Origin of the sequence: Clostridium sp. (genome assembly GCF_036646415.1) — a bacterium.
Classification (GTDB): domain Bacteria; phylum Bacillota; class Clostridia; order Clostridiales; family Clostridiaceae; genus Clostridium_J.
This window is the reverse complement of sequence record NZ_JAVXMF010000016.1, coordinates 1-25730: the sequence shown is the minus strand read 5'-3', so window position 1 is coordinate 25730 and position 25730 is coordinate 1. Positions and strand designations below refer to the sequence as shown.

The 25730-nt window shown below is 31.9% G+C and carries 20 protein-coding genes and 2 pseudogenes; 6 read left to right on the top strand and 16 right to left on the bottom strand.

Annotation, left to right across the window (positions count from 1 at the left end; all coding sequences use genetic code 11):
* The first annotated feature begins 39 nt into the window (after positions 1-39).
* From RSD37_RS11340 to RSD37_RS11330, 3 genes and pseudogenes are all read left to right on the top strand, one after another.
* Positions 40-1176, top strand: a pseudogene (locus RSD37_RS11340) (DUF2800 domain-containing protein).
* A 1-nt stretch (position 1177) separates the two neighbouring features.
* Entirely contained in the window at positions 1178-1600 is a 423-nt protein-coding gene (locus RSD37_RS11335; RefSeq protein ID WP_346946854.1) for an ssDNA-binding protein, read from the top strand.
* Positions 1601-1891: 291 nt separating this feature from the next.
* Positions 1892-3874 carry a DNA polymerase gene (locus RSD37_RS11330; protein ID WP_346946894.1) on the top strand — a complete coding sequence of 661 codons (1983 nt, stop codon included), beginning with the start codon at positions 1892-1894 and terminating at the stop codon, positions 3872-3874.
* An 84-nt stretch (positions 3875-3958) separates the two neighbouring features.
* Here RSD37_RS11330 and RSD37_RS11325 read toward each other — a convergent pair whose 3' ends face one another.
* The 12 genes and pseudogenes from RSD37_RS11325 to rlmD all read right to left on the bottom strand — a co-directional run bounded on the left by RSD37_RS11325 (position 3959) and on the right by rlmD (position 19101).
* Positions 3959-6793 carry a DEAD/DEAH box helicase family protein gene (locus RSD37_RS11325; RefSeq protein WP_346946853.1) on the bottom strand — a complete coding sequence of 945 codons (2835 nt, stop codon included), beginning with the start codon at positions 6791-6793 and terminating at the stop codon, positions 3959-3961.
* Positions 6794-6795: 2 nt separating this feature from the next.
* Positions 6796-9234 carry a DNA methyltransferase gene (locus RSD37_RS11320; RefSeq protein ID WP_346946852.1) on the bottom strand — a complete coding sequence of 813 codons (2439 nt, stop codon included), beginning with the start codon at positions 9232-9234 and terminating at the stop codon, positions 6796-6798.
* 10 nt (positions 9235-9244) lie between these two features.
* Positions 9245-10021, bottom strand: coding sequence for a radical SAM protein (locus RSD37_RS11315; RefSeq protein ID WP_346946851.1), 777 nt, complete (start codon positions 10019-10021; stop codon positions 9245-9247).
* A 1-nt stretch (position 10022) separates the two neighbouring features.
* Positions 10023-11150, bottom strand: coding sequence for a three-Cys-motif partner protein TcmP (tcmP, locus tag RSD37_RS11310; protein ID WP_346946850.1), 1128 nt, complete (start codon positions 11148-11150; stop codon positions 10023-10025).
* Between the two features lie 9 nt (positions 11151-11159).
* On the bottom strand, positions 11160-11384 hold the full coding sequence (locus tag RSD37_RS11305) for a helix-turn-helix transcriptional regulator (protein WP_346946849.1): 225 nt from the start codon (positions 11382-11384) through the stop codon (positions 11160-11162).
* 450 nt (positions 11385-11834) lie between these two features.
* Positions 11835-12131 (bottom strand): annotated as a pseudogene (locus RSD37_RS11300) (IS30 family transposase); the annotation flags it as partial.
* A gap of 148 nt (positions 12132-12279) precedes the next feature.
* Entirely contained in the window at positions 12280-12564 is a 285-nt protein-coding gene (locus tag RSD37_RS11295; protein ID WP_346946848.1) for a DUF6618 family protein, read from the bottom strand.
* Between the two features lie 18 nt (positions 12565-12582).
* Positions 12583-13056 (bottom strand): hypothetical protein, encoded by a 474-nt coding sequence (locus RSD37_RS11290; protein WP_346946847.1) that lies wholly within the window; start codon positions 13054-13056, stop codon positions 12583-12585.
* A gap of 238 nt (positions 13057-13294) precedes the next feature.
* Complete coding sequence (locus RSD37_RS11285) at positions 13295-13876, bottom strand: hypothetical protein (protein ID WP_346946846.1); 582 nt, start codon at positions 13874-13876, stop codon at positions 13295-13297.
* Between the two features lie 405 nt (positions 13877-14281).
* A complete protein-coding gene (locus RSD37_RS11280; protein WP_346946845.1) occupies positions 14282-15892 on the bottom strand; it encodes a hypothetical protein in 1611 nt (536 codons plus the stop codon).
* Positions 15889-16920, bottom strand: a complete 1032-nt coding sequence (locus RSD37_RS11275) for a hypothetical protein (protein ID WP_346946844.1) — start codon at positions 16918-16920, stop codon at positions 15889-15891. The genes RSD37_RS11280 and RSD37_RS11275 overlap by 4 nt, the downstream gene beginning before the upstream one ends.
* Positions 16921-17733: 813 nt before the next feature.
* Positions 17734-19101 (bottom strand): 23S rRNA (uracil(1939)-C(5))-methyltransferase RlmD, encoded by a 1368-nt coding sequence (gene rlmD / locus RSD37_RS11270; RefSeq protein WP_346946843.1) that lies wholly within the window; start codon positions 19099-19101, stop codon positions 17734-17736.
* Positions 19102-19365: 264 nt separating this feature from the next.
* On the opposite strand from rlmD, the gene RSD37_RS11265 reads away from it, so the two are divergent.
* From RSD37_RS11265 to RSD37_RS11255, 3 genes are all read left to right on the top strand, one after another.
* On the top strand, positions 19366-20121 hold the full coding sequence (locus RSD37_RS11265) for a TSUP family transporter (RefSeq protein WP_346946842.1): 756 nt from the start codon (positions 19366-19368) through the stop codon (positions 20119-20121).
* A gap of 156 nt (positions 20122-20277) precedes the next feature.
* The gene (locus RSD37_RS11260; RefSeq protein ID WP_346946841.1) at positions 20278-20589 is read left to right on the top strand and encodes a hypothetical protein; all 312 of its coding nucleotides are present in this window, start codon (positions 20278-20280) and stop codon (positions 20587-20589) included.
* 96 nt (positions 20590-20685) lie between these two features.
* A complete protein-coding gene (locus RSD37_RS11255) occupies positions 20686-21027 on the top strand; it encodes a hypothetical protein (RefSeq protein WP_346946840.1) in 342 nt (113 codons plus the stop codon).
* Between the two features lie 226 nt (positions 21028-21253).
* On the opposite strand, the gene RSD37_RS11250 is transcribed toward RSD37_RS11255, so the two are convergent.
* The 4 genes from RSD37_RS11250 to RSD37_RS11235 form a co-directional block, all read right to left on the bottom strand.
* Positions 21254-21934 (bottom strand): hypothetical protein, encoded by a 681-nt coding sequence (locus RSD37_RS11250; RefSeq protein WP_346946839.1) that lies wholly within the window; start codon positions 21932-21934, stop codon positions 21254-21256.
* Positions 21935-22646: 712 nt separating this feature from the next.
* Positions 22647-22769 (bottom strand): hypothetical protein, encoded by a 123-nt coding sequence (locus tag RSD37_RS11245; RefSeq protein WP_346946838.1) that lies wholly within the window; start codon positions 22767-22769, stop codon positions 22647-22649.
* A gap of 136 nt (positions 22770-22905) precedes the next feature.
* A complete protein-coding gene (locus RSD37_RS11240) occupies positions 22906-24414 on the bottom strand; it encodes a hypothetical protein (protein ID WP_346946837.1) in 1509 nt (502 codons plus the stop codon).
* 25 nt (positions 24415-24439) lie between these two features.
* The gene (locus RSD37_RS11235) at positions 24440-25456 is read right to left on the bottom strand and encodes a nucleoid-associated protein (RefSeq protein WP_346946836.1); all 1017 of its coding nucleotides are present in this window, start codon (positions 25454-25456) and stop codon (positions 24440-24442) included.
* Between the last annotated feature and the right edge of the window lie 274 nt (positions 25457-25730).

Genomic DNA, 25730 nt, shown 5'->3' with positions numbered 1-25730 from the left:
ACTATGCAGCTGTTGTAGCTGAAGCGGAGGTAATCGAAAATGGCTAAACATGCTTTTTTATCTGCTTCCGCTAGCCATAGGTGGTTAAACTGTCCACCTAGCGCTAAGCTATGTGAAGCACTTCCAGATCATACATCTACCTACGCTCAAGAAGGTACCGACTGTCATGAATTATGTACCTACCTTGTTGAAAAGGCGCTAGGACAGGATGTTAAAGACCCTACACCGAATCTCTCCTACTACAATGTAGAGATGCAAAACTATGCAGAGGAGTATTGTAACTTTGTACTGGAACGGTTAGAAGAAGCAAAAGTCCACTGCAAGGATCCACAAGTCATTGTAGAACAAAGACTAGACTTCTCTCGTTTTGTAGAGAATGGCTTTGGTACCGGCGACTGTGTGATTGTGGCTGATGATGTTCTTCACATAATTGACTATAAACATGAGCTTGGAATTTTAATTGAGGCCCAGAACAATTCTCAACTTTTCTGTTATGCGATTGGTGCATTAGAAATCTTCGATGGCATTTATGACATCAATGAGGTCAAGATGAGTATTTTCCAGCCAAGACGTGGAAACGTTGATACATTCTCTATTAGTAAGGACGAGCTTCTTACATGGGCAAATGAAGTCCTTGCACCAACAGCAAAACTTGCCTATGAAGGCAAAGGTGAATTTAATGCTGGTGACCACTGCCAATTTTGCAAAGTAAAAGCTACCTGACGCAAACGTGCAGAACATAATCTAGAGCTTGCAAAATATGACTTTGAAATGCCTGCCACTTTGGATGATATTGAAATAGCAGCAATTCTGCCAAAGATTGACCAGTTAATCTCCTAGGGTAACGACATCAAGGATTATGCACTGCAACAAGCACAATCAGGCACTCATTATGAGGGATTCAAAGTTGTGGAAGGCCGTAGCAATCGCAAATATACAGACGAAGTTGTAGTCGCAAATGCTGTTACTAAGTCCGGCTTTGATCCTTACGAAAAGAAAGTCCTTGGCGTTACTGCCATGACTACACTTCTTGGTAAAAAACGTTTTGAAGAGCTGCTTGGCGAGCTCATATATAAACCGCCTGGAAAACCTGCACTCGTACTGAAATCCGATATAAGACCGGCGATAAATACAGCACAAGACGATTTTAAGGAAAATTTTAAGGAGGAAAAATAATATGTCTAAGATTCAGAACCCTACAAAAGTAATCACAGGAGTAAATACCCGTTGGAGCTATGCAAATGTCTGGGATGCAAAATCCATCAATGGAGGCGCGCCTAAGTACAGTGTATCCCTTGTCATCCCTAAATACGACACTACTATTGTTGCAAAAATCAATGCTGCTATCGAAGCTGCATACGAAGAAGGCAAGTCTAAGCTTAAAGGTAACGGAAAGAGCGTACCTGCACTTTCTATTATCAAGAACCCTTTGAGAGACGGTGACGTTGAAAGACCTGACGACCCTGCTTATGCAAATAGCTACTTTATCAACGCCAACTCTGCTTCTGCACCTGGTATTGTTGACGGTGAGCCTCTTGCCGGTAAAACTAGAGCTGAAGACGACTTTGTAACTGATACAGATGACGATTTCTTAAGCTAATACAATAAGTAACCAATGACAATTAATCAGGTGGCCAAGCTGCCACCTGCGAAAATCTAAGAAAGCGAGGACAATCATATTTCAGATTTATTTCTTACAATCGGCGCGTTTGCATGGTTAGTGCTTGTATTCATCGGCTTTGGACACATGGTTTATACCAGCATCCGCGATGACTACAGACGCGAAAAAGAAAGAAAAGAAGCTCTTAAAAAAGCTGACAACAACTAACATTCTGGGCGGTGGCACTCCTGCTGCTGCCCTATTTTTATATAAGGAGACAATCACATGGAAATCAAAGAACTTTCAATTGATTTAGAAACATATTCCGATGTGGATATAAAAAAATCTGGGGTATACAAATACTCGGAATCAGATAGTTTTGAAATATTATTATTTGCAGTGTCAGTTAACGCTGGACCTGTAACCGTTTATGATTTGGCTTCTGGTGAAAGGCTGCCTCAAGAAATCATTGCTGCTATTATTGACGACAACGTAATCAAATGGGCCTTCAACGCTTCCTTTGAACGTATCTGTTTATCTAACTGGTTAAGAAAGAACTGCCCTGAATATTTCAGAAGCTACAGCATACCAGAAGATACCGTTACAAATTACCTGGACCCTTCATCATGGCGCTGCACTCTTGTTTGGTCCGCTTATATGGGATTACCACTTTCACTGGAGGGTGTTGGTGCTGTACTTGGTTTAGAAGAACAAAAAATGAAAGAAGGTAAAGACCTTATCCGTTACTTCTGTATTCCTTGCAAACCTACAAAAACAAATGGTGGTAGGATTCGTAACCTTCCACAACACGCACCTGATAAGTGGGAGCTTTTTAAATCCTATAACATTCGTGACGTTGAAGTAGAAATGTCTATAAAACAAAAGCTCGCCAAGTTCCCATTACCAGAATTTATCTGGGAAGAATATCACCTAGATCAAGAAATAAACGACCGCGGGATAGGAACTGATATGGATGTGGTTACACACGCCATTGCATTTGACGAACGCTCCAAAAGTGAAATTACCCACCAAATAAAGAATATGACCAGTATTGATAATCCCAACTCACCGTTACAAATGAAGGAATGGCTATGTGATAACGGAATTAAAACCGATTCTCTTGATAAAAAACCGGTATCTGAAATAATAAAAACTGTACCAGATGAGTTAACCGAAATATTATCCCTTCGACAAAAGCTTGCTAAAAGTAGCATTAAAAAATTTCAAGCTATGGAAAATTCAATCTGTAGCGATGGCCGTGCTCGTGGAATGTTCTTCTTTTACGGAGCCAACCGTACAGGCCGCTGGGCTGGACGCATCATTCAATTACAAAACCTCCCGCAAAATCATATGTCGGACTTAGAGCAGGCAAGAGAACTGGTTCGTAGTGGTAACTATGATATGCTAGAAACATTATATGATGATATACCTGACACCCTATCACAGTTAATACGCACTGCGTTTATTCCGAAACCAGGGTACAAGTTTATTGTTAGTAACTTCTCTGCAATTGAAGCAAGAGTCCTTTCTCATTTAGCAGGAGAATCCTGGCGAGCTAATGTTTTCAAAGATGGAAAAGATATTTATTGTGCCAGTGCTAGTCAGATGTTTCATGTTCCTGTTGAGAAGCATGGTATTAACTCACAGCTACGTCAAAAGGGTAAAATTGCTGAATTAGCACTTGGATACGGTGGTAGCGTTGGTGCCTTAAAAGCAATGGGAGCTCTTGAAATGGGTCTATCTGAAAATGAGCTTCAACCACTGGTAGATGCATGGCGTACATCTAACCCTAACATCGTACAGTTCTGGTGGGCAGTGGATTCTGCAGTTAAAACAACCATCAAGACTAGAACGCTTACAGAAGTAAATGGCATAAAGTTCATGTATAAAAGCGGTATATTATTTATTCACCTTCCTTCTGGCAGAAACCTTTCCTACGTTAAGCCAAAGATTAGTGAGAATATATTTGGCAGCGAATCTGTAACTTATGAAGGTGTCGGTAGCACTAAGAAATGGGAACGCTTAGAGAGCTATGGTCCAAAGTTTGTGGAGAATATTGTACAAGCTGTAAGTCGAAATATACTTATGAACGCTATACATACCTTCTCTCATTGCTTTATTGTTGGGCATGTTCACGATGAACTTATTATTGAATGCAGTAAAGATGTTACTCTAGAGACTATTTGTGATCAAATGGGAAGAAGTCCTTCGTGGATGTCGGATATTTTACTTCGAGCTGATGGATATGAAACAGAATTTTATAAAAAGGATTAAGAAAAAGGCAACAACACCGATAAAATTAACCGGTGCTGTTGTCTTTTTCCTTAATTAAGTTAAATCCATAAATTTACATAGTAATTACGCAAAGAAACCATCTGTATCAAAAATATGGTCAAGTTCATCTATAGTCATAGCATGAGACACTTTATCACGAATTGCACTCTTTGACATATCTAGACGCTTAAACTTGTTTTTTCCAGCAGCATCTTTACCCATGCGGATTAATTGAATACGTCCAACGCCTGGATTCTGTCTAGCATACTCTGCAAAACCCTTTGCCTTGCCAAGATTGTCTTTGAAGTCTGGATTGTGTGGCTCAAGCAAATCAATCACATAACCTAAACGCTCATCTTTTCTAACAACAATAAAGTCTGGAAATGTTGGTTTTGTTTCATTGTCGATTTCATATGGGATACAAAGAGCCCATGATGCTCTAGAAGGATTACGAATCCAGCATACGAAGTCATCACGTTTTTCCTCTTCCTCAATTACTCCCGCTTCCCATGTATTAAGTTTTAATTTAGCTATACCAGTAATATCATTTACAAATAAATGATTGTTATATTCTTTTCCTCCATCTTCATGAGGGACTTGAATAGTTTCAGGTAATCTGAAATTGTGCTTACTTACAACATCTCCATCTGAAACAATCCGGTCATATTTACTACGGATTTTATCATAGTCAACGGTCGCAATATACTTACGATAATCATCATTCAAACCATGGAATCTCTTTTGCGCATAATTATGCAAATTGTTCATGCACTCATCATCCGCGACAAATAAAATCACGTCAACTTTAAAGGCGCTAGGATTATTAATATCTATATACTTATTTCCATAGACCATACCAATACCTTCATTACCAAGCTTCGTTTCAGCTACGCGGAATTGTCTATCTATATCTGTGTCTGTAGAAGTAAATAAATCATGCACTGAGTAGTTGTCTACAGTCTCACCAAAAGCATCAAAGATCTGTGTTGCCAACTTAAATTCTTTTACCAGATTTACAAGCTCTTCGTATTTTCCTTCTAATTTTAATTTTTCGATATATTCTGAAATCATTAATGCAATTTCTGTTTGCACTTCACGAATTGCTTCTCGGTACAGACCAGAAATTGTAAGTAAATGCACCATTTCAAATAGTGACTTCAAATAATTGTTAATTTTAAGCGACCTTATATTATAGGAAAGTAAACCAGCATCATTTATAAATTTCATAACACTTTCTCTATCAAATAAATCCTCTTCTTCCTCACTTGAAGATTCGTCTTGATAATCATTTGTGTCTGCCACACTCGAATTATCTACAATAGGATTTTGACTGTTTGAATTCATAACTTCAGATTGATTTTGGAGTTCTGGTTTTTGTTGTTCAATTTGCACGCTGTCATTCTTGTTTGAAAAATCCGATGTTTCAGATCTAGGTGATACCTCATCGGTACTTAAAGGAGTCTCATCTTGAGTTCCAAATATATCAAGTGTCAATTGTCCTGGAACAGGAGTATATTCTTTTTTCTTTCTAGTTTTGACCGTTAAAGTTTCAAATGTCTTACCACCAATTGATTCACCATAAATATCTGTAGGGATATTCCCACCCTCTGCACTTTGAAGTGCTTCAACAACGTCCTTAACCGTACTTTCATTAAAATATGGTAAGTATAGATGTACGTCATTTAAAACATCATCCACTTGTATATGCTTCTGCATAGGAGTTCTTACCATGCGTCCAAGAAGCTGCGCAATATACGTAGCATCATTAGCATGTCTAAATGACATCATAGTTTCCGCGCGGGGACAATCCCATCCTGTCGATAAATTTTCCTTAAAAAATACAACTCGAATATTTCTATCATCTGAAATACGTGAAGGCTCCTCATAACGGACATCAATCCCATTTACAGGTATCGATGCATTTGTTTGGCCGAAGGTGTGTACAACTTGTCCTGTTTCAAAACGGAAACCAGTACGTTCCTCAATTTTCTGCAAACAGTCATCTAAATCTGTGTTCGATATTTTATTTCCACTTCCATTTAATACTTGAATTACAAAAACAGGATTTACATAAGCATAATGTTGCTCATAGCAATACTGATACCAGTGATCCCACTTTTCTTTCCAGTCATCTGCAGCTGCCTGTAGGATAGCCATATCATTATTGACTGAACCTTCCTCAGGATAAGTAATGACAATACGATCCTTCAACAGCCCTGATGCGCGTACTTCATCAGCTGAAACGACAGATTTATGTATAGTAGAAGATGTACCTTCTACTAACGTATTAAATCGTTGCGTTGTTGCAGACATACCAATTACTACAGGCATAGGTGGGATGCTGTCTTCTTCACTTCCTTTGAGAAATTTCTGCATGATTGTGGTTGCTTTCCCAGCTTCTCTACCCTGCATGCCACGATGGGCTTCATCAATAATAAAATAAAGTCTATCACTTTTTTCTCGCACTGTATTATCTAAAGTATCCCAAATTGTATAACTTCTACCATCACCTTTTTTCGTTAGATTAGAAGTTTTAGAAAGCTTTTGTGTATTTAAAAAATAAATATGTCCATCTTCAAAAGCTTCTTTATCAAATGAATCTTCCGTAACGGTGACACATTGTCCTAAACGGATTTTATCAGCTTTAGAATCAATTTTTAACTTTGATTGCTCATTAAGCTGGGGTGAATCAGATAACCAAATAATCACTGCATTTTGCTGCTCTGAATATGTTTCATCACCAAAAAAAATACTTTCTATCAGAGAAGCCATTATAATTGTTTTACCCGCTCCTGTGGGAGCTGTAAAGGAAACTACCTGAGGCGCATGTGTCCTATGATAGCTACCAAGTGCTTCTGCTGTCTTCATTCGCATATCAGCAAGGGCTTTTTTTTGAAACGAAAATAATTCTACTTTCATAATTACCTCCCTGTATTAATTCGGAAATTATCCAAATAGTCTCTGTAAAGTTGATAGCATTCCTTATCTTCATGGGAACGAATCATTTCTCTATAAGCACTCTCAGAGTCAGTTACAATATAAACTGTCTGAATATCAGGACACCCCTTTAATTTGTCATCAAATTCTGGATAGTATGTTTCGTCAATTAGAATTGCCATCTTATTTTCCTTAAGAACCAGCATTTCAGGAAGTGTATTTTCTACTAGCTCAGGGCATTTGCCAACAGCTCCACCTTTCATCCAAAGAACTGGTAGCAATTCTTTAAATTGTCTACCAAGAGCTACGGACGTTTTGTCCAAAAAGCTTAATTTAAAAAACTTAGCATTGGCTTTAAAACCGTTTCTCATTGGAATCTTAATCTGTTCTTGTGAAACTATATCCCCAAGCAAATCATTTATTTTTTGTTTTATAGAATTGAATTTTTGTTTTTTATCTGTAACTATATAAAACTCAGTAATTTGATTCATATCCTCAAGCGCTTCTAGCCATTCATCAGCTGCTGTATCATCATATAATACTGAAACAATATGTTTATCATCATCAGAAACAATAAAACGTGTATCTGTTTCTATTAAATTTTGCGGAACATTTCCTTTAGATAAAATAGATAATAATTGCTTCTTATCAGCAAGTTTCATTTCAGAAAACGTTTTAACAAATCCAATTTGAGTAACGTTTCGTGATTTATTAATTGTTTTTGTCGTAGCTGATATATATTCTCCATCAATTTCTGTCCCATCATCTCTAAAACCTTTTATACTGTATTTTGTTCTCGGCCATGTTATATAGTGTGCAATTCCAAGCTTTTCCCATTCTGGATCACCAAATTGAAATCCTTTTTTAGAAAGATTTTTTGCTTCATCATCAGACACTTCATTATTCGTCACCATAATACACCTTCTGCTCCCATTGTCTTCAGCATTTAACAAGTTGACTGCGTGAAGTGTTGTTCCGGAGCCAGCAAAAAAATCTACAATTAAAGCATTGGGTTTTGAAAAAACAAAAAAATTAATTGCATCTTTTACAGAATACAGTGATTTTGGATATGAAAAGTGATGATTTGGAACAAGTTTCTTTAACACTGAAGCACCATAATCTGTTGCATTATGATTTTTCTGATTCCACACTGTTCTCGGAGAAACCAATTCACTAGACGAGTCAATGTGATTAATATCAAGAGAACCATCATCTCTTTTTCCTTCAACTTTTATCTCTCCTGACTCTATTCTTTTTTGTAGTCCGGATGGAATATATAACAAAGTCCACCTTTCCAACTTTTCGTCATACTTGCTAACTCTTATATATCCCTTTTCCGTCCACTCTTTAATTGTTTTAGATACACCTCTCCAAATACACTCTTTTCCTTTATCATTTATCGGAAATGCTGATATCAAGCCCTGGTACTGAGGGAAATCATTTATTTCAGCATTCGGGTGCATTGGTTCACCGATTTTCACTATTTTTTTACTTTTTTCGTCTATATAAATCGGAAAAAACTGGTTATTAGCACTTTCTCGTAAATTGTTCCCACGGTTAAATGAATACCACACTCTAGCTTTATTAGTTTCATCTGTATTTCCTAACATATTTTGATTCATTTTCGTAATTGAACAATCTCCAAACCTACAGATAAACAAATATTCTTCCACGCGTGAAAACTCATTTTCTCTATTTGTTCCCCCAGGATTAATGACGTCTGTAATCATCTGAGTAGCGGCTTCTGGAAATATTTCTTCCAACAAACAACCAAGGTGGAGATATTCTTTTTCATCAATGGTGACAATCAAAACTGAATCTTTCGGATTCAAAAGTTTCTTTGCTAACTTTAAACGCTTTTCTATCATGGAAAGCCATTTACTATGACGATATGAATCACTACTATCAACATAATCATTATTATACTTCCAGTCTTTCGCACCAGTATTATATGGTGGATCAATATATATACAATCTACTTTCCCAGCATATAGATACTCTAAAAGTTGTAATGCATGGTAGTTGTCTGCCTCAATTAAAGTATGCCACAAATCACTTTCAGGGGCATTTTCCACATAATCTATTGGTTTTAACGTAGGGTAAATAGGTTCCCCAAACTCTGCAATAACAACTAATTCATTTATAGCAAAAGTTTTTATTTCATGCGTTTCCCTGTGATCACAATATACAGCTTCGCCTTGAATTCGCTGAACAACATAAAAATCATTAACTTTACCAATTTTCAAAGCTACCTTAGAACCCACTCGAATAGGCACATCATATAAAGGTGTGCATTCTGGTAAATGATCTTCGAATACCAAACCGAATTTTTTGTTCTTTACTAATTTATTTGTTTCCTTCAGAATTCTATCCCTAAGAGCAGGATCATCAATCTGTTGGATTAAATCTTGTAATAATGCCACAACATTCACCTCAAACTTCCGTAATTGTCTTATCTTTTATGTGGTATTCTATTCCACGCGCTTCACAGAACCGTATTACTTCTGCTGCTTTTTCATTATAAAATGCTTTATGCTTTTTATATGCGCTAGCTTCTTTGCTATAATTCGTTCTTCCAAAAATAATCTTATCTGCAAAGCTTATCGCTTCTAGTAATTCATGCAAATCTTGATCATGTATATTGGGCGTAGGATACGGCTCCATGCTTATCCAAGTTTTACATCCAGCATCATGAATCATGCGTAAAGCATTAATTCTTTCTCTGCATGTTGCTGCACCAGGCTCCATTTTTTCTCTATATGATTCATCTAATGTAATTAGCGTGATACCATATTCATTTTCATTAGAAAACTGTGCTAGTTCAATTGGAAGAACTCCCTTTGTCAACACAGTGCATTTTATATAAGCATCATTAAGCTTCTTAATCGCTTCAATAGCCATATTACTGATTTGTTCATATCCAAACATAAAAGGATCTGTTGCAAAACAGAGCTGAACGGATTCAATTTTATCCTTAAGTCTTGGGATTTCTTTATCCAATAACTCTAGTGTATTTTCAACTAGTTTAGGTTTGCACCATTCATCATAAGATTTCACAACACCGAAGCGCTTCTTCATTGTATATGCATAACAAGGATACTTACATCCATGCGAACACCCTTGTACAAAATTGATTGTGTAATCTCCGTATTCTACGCCTGTTTTATAGAGCATAGTCTTCCGTTGTATATATTCCTCTATTTCAGGCATATTAACCTCTCCTATCCACAAAAGTAATACTCTTTGTTGATACTTTTGCGCCGTAATCTTTCTTCAAAATGTTTTTTAATTCCTTCTTATATCCTTCCGAAGGAAAAACCGGATGTTCATCTAATAATCTCCATATTTTTTCTAAAGGAACATCAATTTGACCTTTGAAATTATTCTGCACATATGCAGCCATATTTAATACATCGTAGCAGTATTCATCAACAGAAATAATACTAACTGCTTCACCAGTGAGAAAATCAAAAGAAAGCTGACCATTGTTTCCTTGTTTATTTTTAGATGAAGATTTGTCACCAAAAGTTTTCCATGCTGTTGACTTAAACAACTTAAATCCCTTTTCATGACTAGTGCAATGAACAAGATCATAAACCAATGCATTTTTTGTGTTAAAAAACGGAAATGCAGATACATAATATTCTCTTCCTGCTGACCCCTTCATATAGTCAATTATTTCTAATATTCTTTTTTCATAAGCAGCCTGGTTGCTACCATATGGGACTAATTCAGATATATTATGTACACGATATGTTCCTTCATATTTCTTTTTTTTATCTTCTCGTTTAACTTGCGGTATAGCACGTACTGAATCTGAAATCATATGATTAATTAACACTTCTCCCCAATTTCTAAAAAACGGCAATAATGCATCCCAATCAATAGACGCATCATAAGGATCATATAGTAAAAAGAAATGCATATGGCTATTTTGGTTAAGTTGCGGACCTATCCACTTCAAAAGTTCATTTCCATCTCGTGTAGTTGTAATTATCTTGTAGTTTCTTTCTTCAGAAGGTAAATGCCTTTCAAGCTCCTCGATCTTCTTTTTATCATAATCATTGAAGTACAAATGTACTTGTTTATCTGGATAAGTTCTAGCTACATCAAGCAAAGCCTTGGCAACGCGTGTAGGCGTTCCGTATACATTTTCTCCGTCATCATCCTTATACACACCACTATTGCACATGCAGTCAATAAAGACAATTCCTATACAACCTTCAGTTAACATTAATTTCTGCGCCCACGATTTTATGTATGTCTCAATTAATTCAAACTTCTTGATTGTATGAGGATGAGCATCACTAATTGTTTTTGAATTATTACTACTTGCCATATTAACACCTCACATTTCTGAAGAATCATTCCCCGTAGGAATTAGCTCAACAATGTCACCAAAATCACATTCTAATGCTTTACATACTTTAATTAATACATCCATACTCACATTCTCGCCTTTTGAAAGTTTTGTAATAGAAGCCCAGCTAATACCAGCATTTGATTGCAAATCCTTCTTCTTCATATCTTTATCAATGAGGATTTTCCATAATTTTTTATAACTAACTTCCATTGTCGTCACCTCTCTATTATAAAAAGAACACTATTATTCAGGTTATTCTGTAAGCATACCATAATTCTACATTGAAAACAAGAGATATTCTTCACGTATGCAAGAATTTATCTTCTTAATAGTTGAATATTCTTCACTTTTCTGATATAATCCAAAATCAAAAACTCAATAGTAACACAAGATGCCACTTTGTAAATTGAAAAGCAATCTTTGTAATTGACAACTGAATATTTGTAAGGGAAACGCCACTTTTGTATCTGAAATGCATGTTTTGTAAATGAGATGCATTTTTTGTAACCAAAATGCAGTTTGATTTTTCACATTTATTGAAGTATTATATTAAAAATAAGCATGCCAAATGGAGGCCGACTCCCTCTCGATTTTTTTGTAATCGGAGAATCCACCCCTTAATTTCTTAGATAGCTTAGTGGTTGGCGGCACGCATTTTTATTATTTTTTTAGAAGAGTAGGTTTTAACATTATGTCACTGGCTGTAACCGGTGCGCATCCAAGTTTATGCAAAACTTCTTCTCCGTGATAAAAGCTGAATGTTTCGTATGGACTGCGATTATTCAGCTTTTTTCTTTTGTATGAATTGATATGGTTCATCATTAAGTTGATATCTTCCTGTGTAAGATTATTAAAACTTCTACCCTTAGGAAGTATCCTTCGTATTAATTCATGATTTACTTCAATAGCTCCTTTTTGATAAGGGCTACCTGCATCACAGCAAAATACATTAGTACGCTGTTATACGGCGAATTATTCCAGCCTTCAAAAGCCAAATTAAATTATCTTGATTTACTATATTTTATCCATTATATTTTAATTTGACTTATGTATTTTCGATAAAAAGTCAACTTATTATATCTTTACTTTGCAATAAAAAATGGGACTAAAAACAGTCCCAAAGTAATAATTTATGCTCTATAAATTTTATTGCTGTAGCAGCTGTTACACCGTCTACTTCCCCCATTAATTCTGATAATTTTTCACTATTCCAAAATAAATCGTTGAATCTTGATAAATAGCATCCAACATTATAATTTGGAATACACACAAATTTTCCAAAGGATGTTTTTCCTATAATAATATGTAGAGATGAATTTTTAAGAAACTGTACTTCATCTAAAATGATTATGGGTGTAATGTTTTTGTTTGATGAGTTTATAAACTTCAAAAAATGTTTCTAAATCATTCATTTTCGCTTTTCATTATTTTCTCTATTAACCTTTAATTTAAAGATTCCATTAAGGCTATTATATAATATACTTTTAGTGAACTCCAATGACATACACTCTTTAAATTTAAGTATAGAATCCATGTATTGAGTAATTCTATCTATATTAAACTTTAGTAGTATCTCTTTACAAAAATTTATCACAACTTCAAACAAGTCATTTAGGTTTTTTATTGAGTTAATACTATCAAGTATTTTTAATTTAATACTTGTGTTAATATCTTTATATTTATTATTGTCATTTCTACCAACTGTTCTCAGCATAATACTATATAAAACTTCAGTAAATATTCCCCTTATTAATTTAGTTCCAAAATCGAGAACTTCTACTTCGTCACTAGATAATTTTTTTGATTCGTATTGGTTTTTAACGAAAATTTTCATAAAATTGTAAGTTTTTAGTATGTTGCATAATAATTTTTTTAATGTCATTGTTCTTATCATTTTCATTAATATATTTTTTAAACATACTAAGATCAAATTTATAATCCAAAATTTTATGTATTTTGTTCATTATAGGTTGTACATTTGCAAATTCTATATAAGCATATTCTGGTAAATTAAATGGAATATGATCCTTAAGATTTTTATAATTATAAACAAATTGTATTTGCCTTAAAAAATCGTGATTAAAAAAATTCACATTTGGGTTTTTATTTAAATTAATAAATCACATCTCATACGCATAGCTCATATCACTTTCTATCAAACCTACTGTAGATATATTGCTTACTCCTTTAGCTTTTACTACCCGCCAATACTTATCTGTAAATATATTTGAGTAAAATATAAAATGCGTTTTTTGTAAATCATTAATACATTTGTCAATAGCCTTATCATTGTGTCCAACAAAACATTCTAAGTTTTTCAATCTATATTTTTCTAATTTTCCCATCATGTTTTGTAGTACTTTATACCGTTTATATTTGTCTGTAAAATACTCTAACCACGCCTCATCTGGAATGTTATAATAAATTTTAATTTTATTATCATCTGAAAATATAAATATTCCTTGAATTAATGTATTCTCAATAGTAAAACCATCTAATATAAAGTTAAGTAGAGTGCTCTTTCCTGCACCATTATTTACAATAACTAGCGCTAAATTATCTACTCCATTTCTACCACTATTTTTATCTTTTCTAAAAAAAACATCCACAATTTCATTATCCTGATGATATTTTATAATACTATCCTTCATAATATATTCAAATCTATGTCTTGGACTAAAATTGAATCCAATTTTTTTCACCCCTCTATAATCTTCTATAATCTTCTACCCATAAGTAAAGTAATTGCATTACTTAATTCTGCCTTGGCTTTTCGTTTGATTAACTCTATGATTTCTCTCCAATAACTTCTTTATCTACTCTATCGACATCTTAAAATAATTTTAATATAATTCATGTACTTTAATCTTCAATAAATTTTTTTTAGCTTCCCATTATAGACATTAAGAGCTTGTTCCTAATATGCATTTTAGTTCATACATAATAAACATAATCGAAAGTGAAAACAGAATCTTTCTTTGAAATTTTAAGGAATGTTCTCCTCCTGCTAAGATTTTGAATACTCGTTTATAACATGGTTCATTTTCTTTCCGTTCTTTTTGCTTAGTCTTTTCAGATGATTAGCTCCATTAAGCTTACATCCATTTTTAGCTTAGTTCGATTAATAGATTTGAAAGTAACTTTCTAAATTCCGAATTGTAGGAAGCATTTAACATCTTACTAGGCATATGTTCTTTGTAATCAATGCTATTTATATAGCTCAAATTATCATACTTGCCAAGTTCTTCTGTTTTAAGTGTTGTTGTGAAAATTTTTTGGTTTTCTATTTTTTTATATAAATCTATTATTATTTTTTCTTTTGATGTTGATAAATCTTCAGCTCTGAAAGAGTCAACAATTATTGGGAAATTATGACTTGTGTTTATCTGAAGGGCATACAATTTTGCAAGATGAAAAACCGTAGCTTCACTACCAGAGAATACTGCATCTTTTTTAGTAAATATTCCATCAATAGTTGAATTACTATTCGGATCAACAGTTATATATATTTCTTTCATTATCGAAACAATAGCATCTATCAATTTTTCCTGTTGCTCCTTTTGTTCCTTTGTTCTAGTTTCATTTGAATGAATGGAATTATTTAGTATTTCTAATTGTGAGTCAATTTCCTTTATTTTATATTCAGCATCTGACGAATCAAATATTTGATTCTTATATGCAACTATTGATTCAAGTGAAATGTTGTCATCAGACATCAAGTTTTGTAAGTATCCCTGTTCTTTGCCTATTAAAGAAGTAATCTTTTCAATTTCTTCATCATATGATGCAATTTTTTCATTTATTGAAGTAATTATTTCATTTCTCATAGCAACCGTAGATACATCAAAGGTATAGGATGATTTCTTAGCTGTACTGAAAGAAATATTAGTCGAATTACATTCCATACAGTGCAATTCTCCACAATCAATAGTTCTATTTAAAGACCTGAGTTCCTTAAGGGTTGTTTCCCATCTTGATTTTCGCGTTGCTGCAATATTTCTTTCTTTTCGTAACTCAGCTATTTTAGCACTAATCTTATCTAACTGTTGTATCTTTTCATTAAAAGATATTTTATCACTAATTGCACTTAAATAATTAACGGCAGTTTTAGATGATTTTAGTATTTTATGTTGTTTTAGCAGATTAGTCCGTTCTTCCTTTAGTTTAGAAATTTGTTTTTTTGTAATCATTACATCTTCTAAACTTAAATGTGAGGATCCTAAACCAAAAAAATTAAATAACAAGTTTATGAAATCAGTTTTATTATAATAGCCTACATTAGAAATATTGTGGGTAGCTTTTTTATCTTGACCTACAAAGAACAATTGCAGAAAAAGAACAGGATCTACTATTCTCAACATTTCATTTTTATGTATTTCTGGCAAATTATAAATATTTTTTGTCCAGTACCTTTTTAACTCAGAGACATTATCAAATAACATAAGAGCAGATGTAGTTTTTAGCACAAAGCCTTCATTTCTTCTACATATGCAATATGTAATTGCATCCACCTCAAATTCAACGAAATGATAATAATTCTTATAAGAAAAAGACGACGGAAATGTTGGGTCATTTCCTAAAGCGTACATTAACGACTGAACTATTATAGTTTTACCTTTATTATTATCATCGCTTGAAATTATATTAAATCCTTTAGAAAAAGAATCTTCTACAAAAGATTCTTCTACATTTCCTACAGCTATTTTTTTAATAATCATACTTGAATCCCATCCTTTACAACTGAAATAAAGTATTTTACCGATAATGTATCAAAATCAGGACAACTTTTAATTAATTCTGAATCTACTTTTCTGTACAAATGCTGAAGGTCATCAGTAGGGTTATTAAGTATTATAAAATATATTTGCTCAAATATTGACCAAAAACACTGTGCTGCGTTTTTATTAAATAATGCTCTACATAACGAGCTTTGGCATTCATCAATCATATCTTTTTGTCGTTCTGGTGGACACTGGTTTAAAATTGGTATGAATGATAAAGGCAATCCTTGCGCTAAAGGATCACGATTAATAATCCTTTGCAATGTCATCAATCTTATTTCATTGTTAGTCAAATGCCGATAACAGTTCAAAGCTTCATCACTTGTAGAAATAATAAGGCCCTCTATAACATGACTGTTTTTTTTGCTTGATTGTTCATCCCTAATTTCATTAAAGATTGCATTAAGAACTTTATCTTCAGGTATAATGTGAGGGTGATCTTTTATAATAGCTTTAACGTACTCAGCTGGTGATTTGTCGTCAATAACAAAAATTACATTTTCTAAAAAAGCATTGATGGATGAATCTGTTATTTTACTTGAATCTATATATGTTTTAGCTTCACTTTCTTCTTTCAAACCTTCAATTACCTTTTTTAATGCATCTGCTTTTATGTTTTCAAATCCAAAAGTATTTTTAGAATCATCAATTCTTACTGTATTAGAAATCCCACCCAAAAAAAGAATAAGAAAACTAAAAGTCAAATCGCTAAGATAGTTTTTATAAAGAGTTACCAGTTCTTTCCCTATGGACTTGGGGGATGAGTTAGAAGCCCCCTTAGACTGCATATCCCAAAGTTTTGATGATGCTCTATCCATACCTGTTAAATCATTAAAAAAATCAACAACAAAATAGTGTATTTCATCGCTATCTTTACGAAAATTCATTAAATATAACAGTGCTTTAGTTTCCATTTCAGCACCCGGTTTTCGCAACCTCTCAGTAGATTCAATCTTATATGACAATTATTACATCACCCCTTCATAACTTTTTTATTTCTAGTCCCAATATTGTCACCAACAAACGGCTATTCAATGTGTCACTTTAAGTAATTTTAATACTGCAATAAATTCTTGTCTCATTACTTTTTATTACTGAGATATATAATTAATTCAACTTCCCATTATAAACATAACTGAACAACTATCTAAAACTGATAATTTTACCTACTAACTTATTTCTTCAAAATAACAATTCATTATAATATTCTACAAACTTCTATCTATACCTTTTAAATTTCACTAAATATTCCATTATATTTATATTTTACATCAACATATAAAATAAACATTAATTTACCAATATGCACTCTTATAAAACACAAAAAGACCATGAAGTTTCAGCCATAACAGCTCTTCATAGTCTTTTTCTACTTTATATTAAATTTACAACAACATATCCCCTTACTCCCTATCAAATACCGACTCTTACTTTAACACCTTTGATACCAGACTTGTTTGAAAAGGAACACATTCCTCCGACAAGCTCCGGAATGCGGGCTTTCTCGCTAAGTTCAATGCCAGTTTAACCACCGTCTCAGCAGTAGTCTCCTGCCAATCATCCTCTTTTTCTATGGAACATCTTATTCCTTTCAGTCGTAAGATGGGCTTAAATTCTAAGTTCAAACTCACTACGTTCGTTTTTACTAAGAATTTAATGCCTCTTGGTGAACCCGTGCATGAACCGTTGTAAACACTAGTCTCAGCAGTAGTCTCCTGCCAATCATCCGTCGCTTCGCTAGGATTCTTGGGGAGCCCTTGCATGGACATTCGTAAAGCTTACTTCATCGCTGCGCTCTTCGTAAGCTTAACGACTGTCTCAACATGTGGTGTATGAGGGAACATATCCATTACCTTAACTTTTTCTACCTTATATCCATTAGCTACTAGTACTTCTAGATCTACAGCTAGTGTTTTCGGGTTACATGAAACGTATATTATTTCTTTTGCTCCAAACTTGATAACATAATCTAGCGCTACTGGATGTACTCCTGGTCTTGGTGGATCTAGGATTATGATGTCTGGTTTTTCTGTTACATTTTTTATTGTTACTGCTACGTCTCCTGCTATAAATTCACAGTTATTTAAACCGTTCATTTTCGCATTTTCTTTTGCAGCTTCTACAGCTTCTTCTATAAGTTCTATTCCTATAACCTTTTTAGCCTTTGGAGCTACGATTTGTCCTATAGTTCCTGTTCCACAGTATAGGTCAAATACTACTTTATCTGCTGATTCTCCTATGAAGTCTCTAACTATTGAGTAAAGCTTCTCTGCTCCTTTTGTGTTAGTTTGGAAGAATGCAAATGGATTTATTTTAAAGTTTAAACCTAAAAGATTTTCTATTATGTATTCTCTTCCATATAAAACTTCTATAGAGTCTGCTTGAACTACATCTGATAGAGAGTCATTTAGAGTGTGGATTATTCCTGTGATTTCTCCCTTAAGCTTCAATCCTTTTAAAAGTTCCTCAAAAGCTTTAAAGTCGTACTCTACTTGAGTTGTAGTAACTATATTAATTAGAATTTCTCCTGTGTTTATAGCTTTTCTTACCACTAGGTTTCTTAAGAATCCTTCATGCTTTAATACTCTATAATAAGGAAGGTTTGCTTCTTTAAAGTGGTTTATAGCTGCTGTTAATATTGTTCTAAAATCTTCGTCTACTATTTTACAATTATTCACTGATATAATTGCAAAGCTTTTATTTTTAGCATGCATTCCAATTTCTAGTTCTCCGCCCTTTTCAAAATCACCAAAGGTAAATTCCATTTTATTTCTATATTCATAGTCATCTGGACTAGTTTCAATTCCTAGATATTCATAATCCTTTATTCCCTTATTATCTAAAAGGCTTTTAACTTGATCTTCTTTAAATTTAAGTTGAGTATCCATTGATAAATCTCCATGGCTACATCCCCCACATACACCAAAGTTTTCACAAGCTGGAGCAACTTTATAATCTACATCCTCTAAAACTTCAACTAGCTTTGCTTCTATTCCATTAGAGTTTTTCTTTGTAACTCTCGCTCTAACCTTTTGACCTGGTAGAGTGTTTTTTATAGCAACCTTTTCTCCCTCATAGAAAGCAACACCTTTCCCAGGGAATTCTGTAGTTTCTATATTAAACTCATATTCTTTTCTTTTTCTCATATTGTATCTCCTTACACTTATCTTATATATTTAATGTTAAAATTTACTTAGTTAATTATATATTATCACCATGCTTTTATCTAGGGTTTTTGTTTATTTAAAGCTTTTAAAAATCACTCTATATTAAATCATTTACATGTAACTAAGGTTAACCAGCCTCTAAAACGCACCATCTCTATATGATTTTACTAAAATCAATTCCATTTTACCTATTTTACCCTTATAATATAAGCTAATGATAATTTCGAATTTTAGGGAGGACTTATGAATACATTTACTTTTATTTTCCTATGTTTTGCTGGGTTTTTAGCAGCTTTTGTAGACTCCATCGCAGGGGGTGGAGGAATAATCAGTGTTCCTGCATATATGATGGCTGGACTTCCTCCTCATATGGTACTTGGAACTAACAAGTTTACTGCATCTACAGCTTCATTTACTAGCTCCCTTAGTTTTATAAAGTCAGGTAACTGCAACTTTAAGTTTCTAAAGATAGTAACTCCCTTTACTTTAATAGGTTCAATCCTTGGAGTTAAGACAGTACTACTTCTAGATGATAGTTTTCTTCAGCCTCTAGTTCTAGTGTTAGTTTTATGTATCGGTGTTTATACCTTCTTCTCTAAATCTATAGGTGCGGAAGATAATTTTAAGGGATTTACTAAGAAAAATATAGCTTTTTCTATAATTCTTGCATTTTCCCTTGGGTTTTATGATGGTTTTTTTGGTCCTGGTACCGGCTCTTTCCTGATATTTGGACTTATAAATATCTTAGGATTTAACTTTCTAAAAGCTTCTGCCAACGCAAGGGTCTTAAACTTTGTTAGTAATATTGCAGCTCTTGTAACCTTTGCTTTTAGTGGGAAAATCAACTATCTAGTTGGAATCCCTATTTGCTTCTTTATGATATTAGGGGCAAAGCTTGGCACAAAACTTGCAATTACTAAGGGTTCAAAGATTATTAAACCTATATTTGTAACTATGTCCCTAGCTGTAGCAATAAAGATGCTTATCCAGATTCTCTAGATTAACTTGTTCTAGAAACTTCAATAAATCTACATAGCATATATTTAATACTATATTTGTATAATCTAAAAGATACTAGTATAAATAACTTTACACTGGTAGTCATGTACACTATACTTATTATGATGTATTATTACAAAAGGAGACGGTTATAATATGTATCAATACCTTATATTAATCATTATAATTATTATTGGATTTTTAGTGTGTAAGAAGAACTATAAAAATAGAGCCACTAGTATTAACAATAACTTATTAGAATTTTGTTATGAAATTGTTGTAGTCTTTGAAAAACTTCCCTATGACAAACAATTGGAATTTAAGAAATCTTTAAATGAGAAGGAAGTTGAACTTTTTAACTCACTAATAACTAAGGATGTATCCTTAGGAAAAAATCTTAATATACTTCAAACTCAGATGTTTATTTTGGAAACTATAATGAAAAAGCTTAAAGCTTGTGAAAACTAGTTCTTCTAATTTTTTCAATGTTTTCAATAAATATAACAACATAATTTCTCATTATATACACAAACTAAATGAGAATCTTAAGAAAGGAATGATAGTATGAACTTAAAAAAATTAATAACTAATACTTTAGCCGTAGTTGGTGGTGTTGTAATTGTTGATAAGGTAGTAAATGCGGTTTCAAATAAAAGTACTGAAGCAATAAGTAAATCTATGATTGATAAAGATTTTACTGAAGATGAAACATCTGATTCTTGCCAATGTAACTTTTTAGACAATGACTACGAGGATATTTTAGGCTCTAATAACAGTGAAGAAAATAATTATAGCTGTGATAATTCTGAAATTTTTCCTGACATAAAGAAATATGAAGATACAAATCATGTCTTTGAATATGCTATAAAAACTGATACAGCAAACTCAGAGCCTCAACAAGTATAGAAATTTTCTTAATATACTAATTATTAAAACCCACTTTCAATTTAAGAATATGTTCGAAGAATTAAAATTCAAGAACAATTTGCCAAACCACAGTAATTACAATGATTTCATACTAATTATTATTTTTATCTTTAGAATAATATAGAATAAAATCTGTAATTATTTTTGACGAATTTTTGACGGCAAAAGAAAAAGCCTAGGAGCGAATCCTAGGCTTTTGTAATTTCTACTTTTGAATTTCTACACCTTGAATTTTTAGGTATTGTCCTTCAGAAACAGTTATATAAGAATCTGCTTGAATATTTTCATTTGTAACTATACTTTCTAATTGATGTCTACTATCTGTAGCTACTTCTATATACCCCATTGTGTCCTTCAGTGCAACTTTATATTCTCCAGCTGGTATATCTTGTCCAACTTTATACATTCCAGCTTTATATAATCCGTCTGCTGGTACTACTGAAGGTGCTTCTGCTACTGGGTACATTTCCCCACCTTGAACCTTAATGTATTCCCCTTCATTAACTGTAATATAACTATGTCCTTTTACATTATCGTTATATAATATACTCTCTAAAGCTCCAGTGGTATCAGTAGAACATTGTATATACCCCATACCTTTTGCTATAAATAAATATTCACCAGCATCTAGCTCTGTGCCTACTTTATAAGTACCGGCTTTAATTTTAGTATCTTTAACTTCTTCTTTTGGTGTTTCTACAGGTGTGTTTTCTTTAGCGGTATCTTTGTTATTTTCTCCTTGTGCTACACTTGTATTATTATCAGTCGCTACTTTACCTTTATCCTTACTAGACCCACTACCATTTATAGCTGCAATTACAATTACAATTATTATAGCCCAAAACCACCATTTTTTATAAAATTTCTTTTTAACCTTATTTCCCATAATTATCCTCCTTGAATATGTATTCCATATCTAATTGTATAATACATTTACAATTTGTCAATATTTGAATAATATTTACATACTAATTTTATTTTTTATAATTAATGTATACACTCTAAATTTCTGTACATAATTTAGATAGTAACCCAAGTAAAAAGTACTACTCCTCTTTTTACTATTATTTTTCATATTGAACCTGAACATAAGAAAGCAGTGAAATTATTTTCACTGCTTTTTAGTTGCATTTAAAGTAAAATAAATAAATTTATTTATTTGATATTTTGTAAATTAAATTTTAATTATTTGATTAAAACACCCCTAACTCTACTTATTTATTGATTTTAAGCACTATTACTATATAACTTTTTCCATAATTTCTAGTGATTTATTTAAATTAGCTTAAACGCTTTTATAGATCTTACAATTTGATATTTTTTCAAATTGTATTTTTTACTCAGTTATTATTTATTAACTCATACATGTATTACCCTAACAGTAGTATTATCAACAGTTTAAACTGTTTCAAATAAAAAGTAGATAGATCTCTATCTCTAGAAATCTATCTGCTTTTCTTATTTTTAAGGAGTTTCCCTACAATACATTTTTAATATATTGTAGGTTTTAGTTATGATATCTTATATCCTCTAAGGTAAGTGAGTTTTACCTCACATACCTCTTGGATATAATTAGATTCCCTTCTGTAATGCATTTACTATAATAACCTTGATATAATAAATGCTACTAGCATTACTGTCACAATGTTGCTTACCATGCTTAAAATTGATAAGCTCAATGCCATTTTTGCTAGAACATATGGTGTCCTATTCGACATCATAACTAGACCTCCTCTATATTCAGTTTTTTTAATTTATATTATCATAACATTAAACAGTTTAAATTACTACTAATATTTACACGAAAGAAAAGAGCTTAGGTGTTTAGCCTTGCTCTTATTTTATATCTAAATATCATTACTTAGTAATGTATAATTTTTCAAGCACATTCCTATAGATATCTGGTCTTGCTATAAATGTTATTATAGCAATATTTAATATTATAATACTTATTATTATTAACACAAAGTACCACCAAAATATCTTCTTATTTGAGCTAAACCTTTTTTCTATATTCCTTGTAAATTCATCTTCAATATAAGTTTTTACATAATCATTTTCTTTCTTATTAAAATCATTCTTAACTTGACTATATCTTATGAAAACTAACGGCAAACTAAATGATGCACTAAAATCTATGTAAATTAAATATAAAAGAGCTAAAATTTTCACTAAACCTAAATTTCCCTTACTAATATATCCAAGCACTGCTGTAATACTAATTCCAATGAGAGAAGTAAAATTGTTTACTAATACTTTAGTTATATCATTAATTTGAAAATGTATATTTTCTACCTTTTCTCTAATTTGTTCAGCCAATGCAGTTTTTTGTTTAAAAAAATCATTTACATTTTCTGTTAAAAAAGTTTCATAGTTTGACTTTATAGATTCTAATATCCAATCGCTATTATTAAGTATAGTCTTATATACAGATCCTTGACATTTAGCTGATATTAGTATACTGATTACGTTTCTACATATGTAAATCTTATTGGGTGAATATTCATGGTACACCCATTTATATATATTATAAATATTTTCATAGCTTTCCCTAGTATAGTCCTCTATCAACAAATCATATTCAATCTTTATTTTTTTAGTCCCATTAATAATACTTACAAATTCATCATGAATTGTACCTGTAAAGTTTGCTAAGAATGCTATACAACTATCTACTGTAATTTTGCATATGCGCTGTTCTATTGGTGTAATAATTTCGCCGCTAGCAAAATTAATATACAACTCATCAGGGGTTATATATTCAGTACTTGTTATCCAATTACAGTATTCATTTCTAATATCTATTACTCTTTTTGTGTTCCTTACATATGAACTTTCTATGCTATAAATTTTATTTCTTAATTTGTTAAATCCGATTATATTATAAAATTCATTGCTTTCATCAATATCAGAATCCGCTAATACTATAACAGTCTTTTTTGAAAATGAAAACATTATATTTTCTAAAGATTGCACGCTATTTTTTAACAATTCTACTAAGAATTTTTCCTGGACAACAAATATCAAATTAATATTATCTGGTATATTTAATGTACTTCTTATATATTTTATTTTATTAAATGTTATAGTGACTAACGTTTCATTTAAATTCATATCATTAATCTCTTCTTGCAGCTCTTCTTCATTGTCTAAGAAATTAAAAATATTAATTTCATTATTAACCTTTGAAGAAACGAAAATATCTAAAAAAGATTTATACAGTTCTTTTAACTCTTTTAGTTGTGTATAATTAAAGATTTTTGATGTATATTCATCATACACAGTTTTTATTGACACAATATCCATTTCTTCATTTATTTCACATGAATCTTGTAGTAAACTAAACAGATTACAAATCTTCTCCATACCTTCCTCCTTCAAATATAGTATTTTATAACTTATTTTCTATTATCTTCACTTTTTTAATAATTATATCCACAGTACCATCTTCATATGACTCTCCTACACTAATTTCATTAGTATTAAACAACGATGCCTTTCCCTTCAATTTTATTCCATTACTTGTTGTTATAGACCTTCTATTTAATTGTTTTTTCACTTGATCCTCATTAATATCAAATGTATTATCTATTTTCTTTTTATTAATTATATCCGTTGCTTTTTTCTGTAAGTTTTCTGTAGGAAATATTTGCTTAATAGCTATATCTAGTTTAAATTTCTTACTTGTATCAAATAAACTAGTTAAATTATGAGTTTTATTTATCAGTTCAATTGGGTCATCTCCATACTCATTATTTATAATTTCCAGTATACCTTTTATCATAGATTTAGTACTTTTTTTACTATTATTTAATAATTCACACTCTAAAAATCTAGATACAAAATAATCACTTACATTGTCATCTTGCTTATCTAATAGCAATATACTACTATCCGCTTCATTTATTATATCATCATAAATAAGAACACACTTTTGTAGTTTTTGAGTAATACTAAATCCATTATTCATTGTATTTATTACAATTTTAATCTTACCTTTTTCTTCTTTTTCTTCTGTTAAAAAACTATCATTGAAATCTATTTTAAATACTCCTATAGCCTTTTCTAATCCATGTCTATATTTAACTACCAACAAATTTGCAGCTGATGCATTAGTTCCCTTCATAGATTTGAATAATTGCCTGGATATTTTTTTAGATTCTTCTATAAACTCATTATCGTCTTGTAAAATCTTTATACTACTATTCTTAACAACATTATCTATATCATTAAACTTAGCAAACACCCGAGAAGGACTTCTTATTGAATCATTAATATAACTCTGTAACAAGAAATTTAATTTGTTATTAAGTGAAATTTCAAATTCACTTAATTTATGTATATTTTCCTTATGATTTAATATATGAATAATAACTTTCTCAATAATAACATTTCCTTCAAAATTCATAATAAAACTCCCCCATTATATTGTTGCACTCATAAACTTATTTCTATATAATAGAGATAACGAGATTATAAATGCATATTTAGTCTTAAACCACTGTTGATTTAGCCGTCATAGTGGTTTATTTTTTACTTTATTATACGTTCGACACAATATACAAAATTCCTTCTTTTAGTATAAATATGGTCTTACATTAAATATAAGTAAATAATGTAAAGTATAAAAATAAGGCTAGCAAGGATTTTACTCCCTACTAGCCTTATAATTATCTACTCAC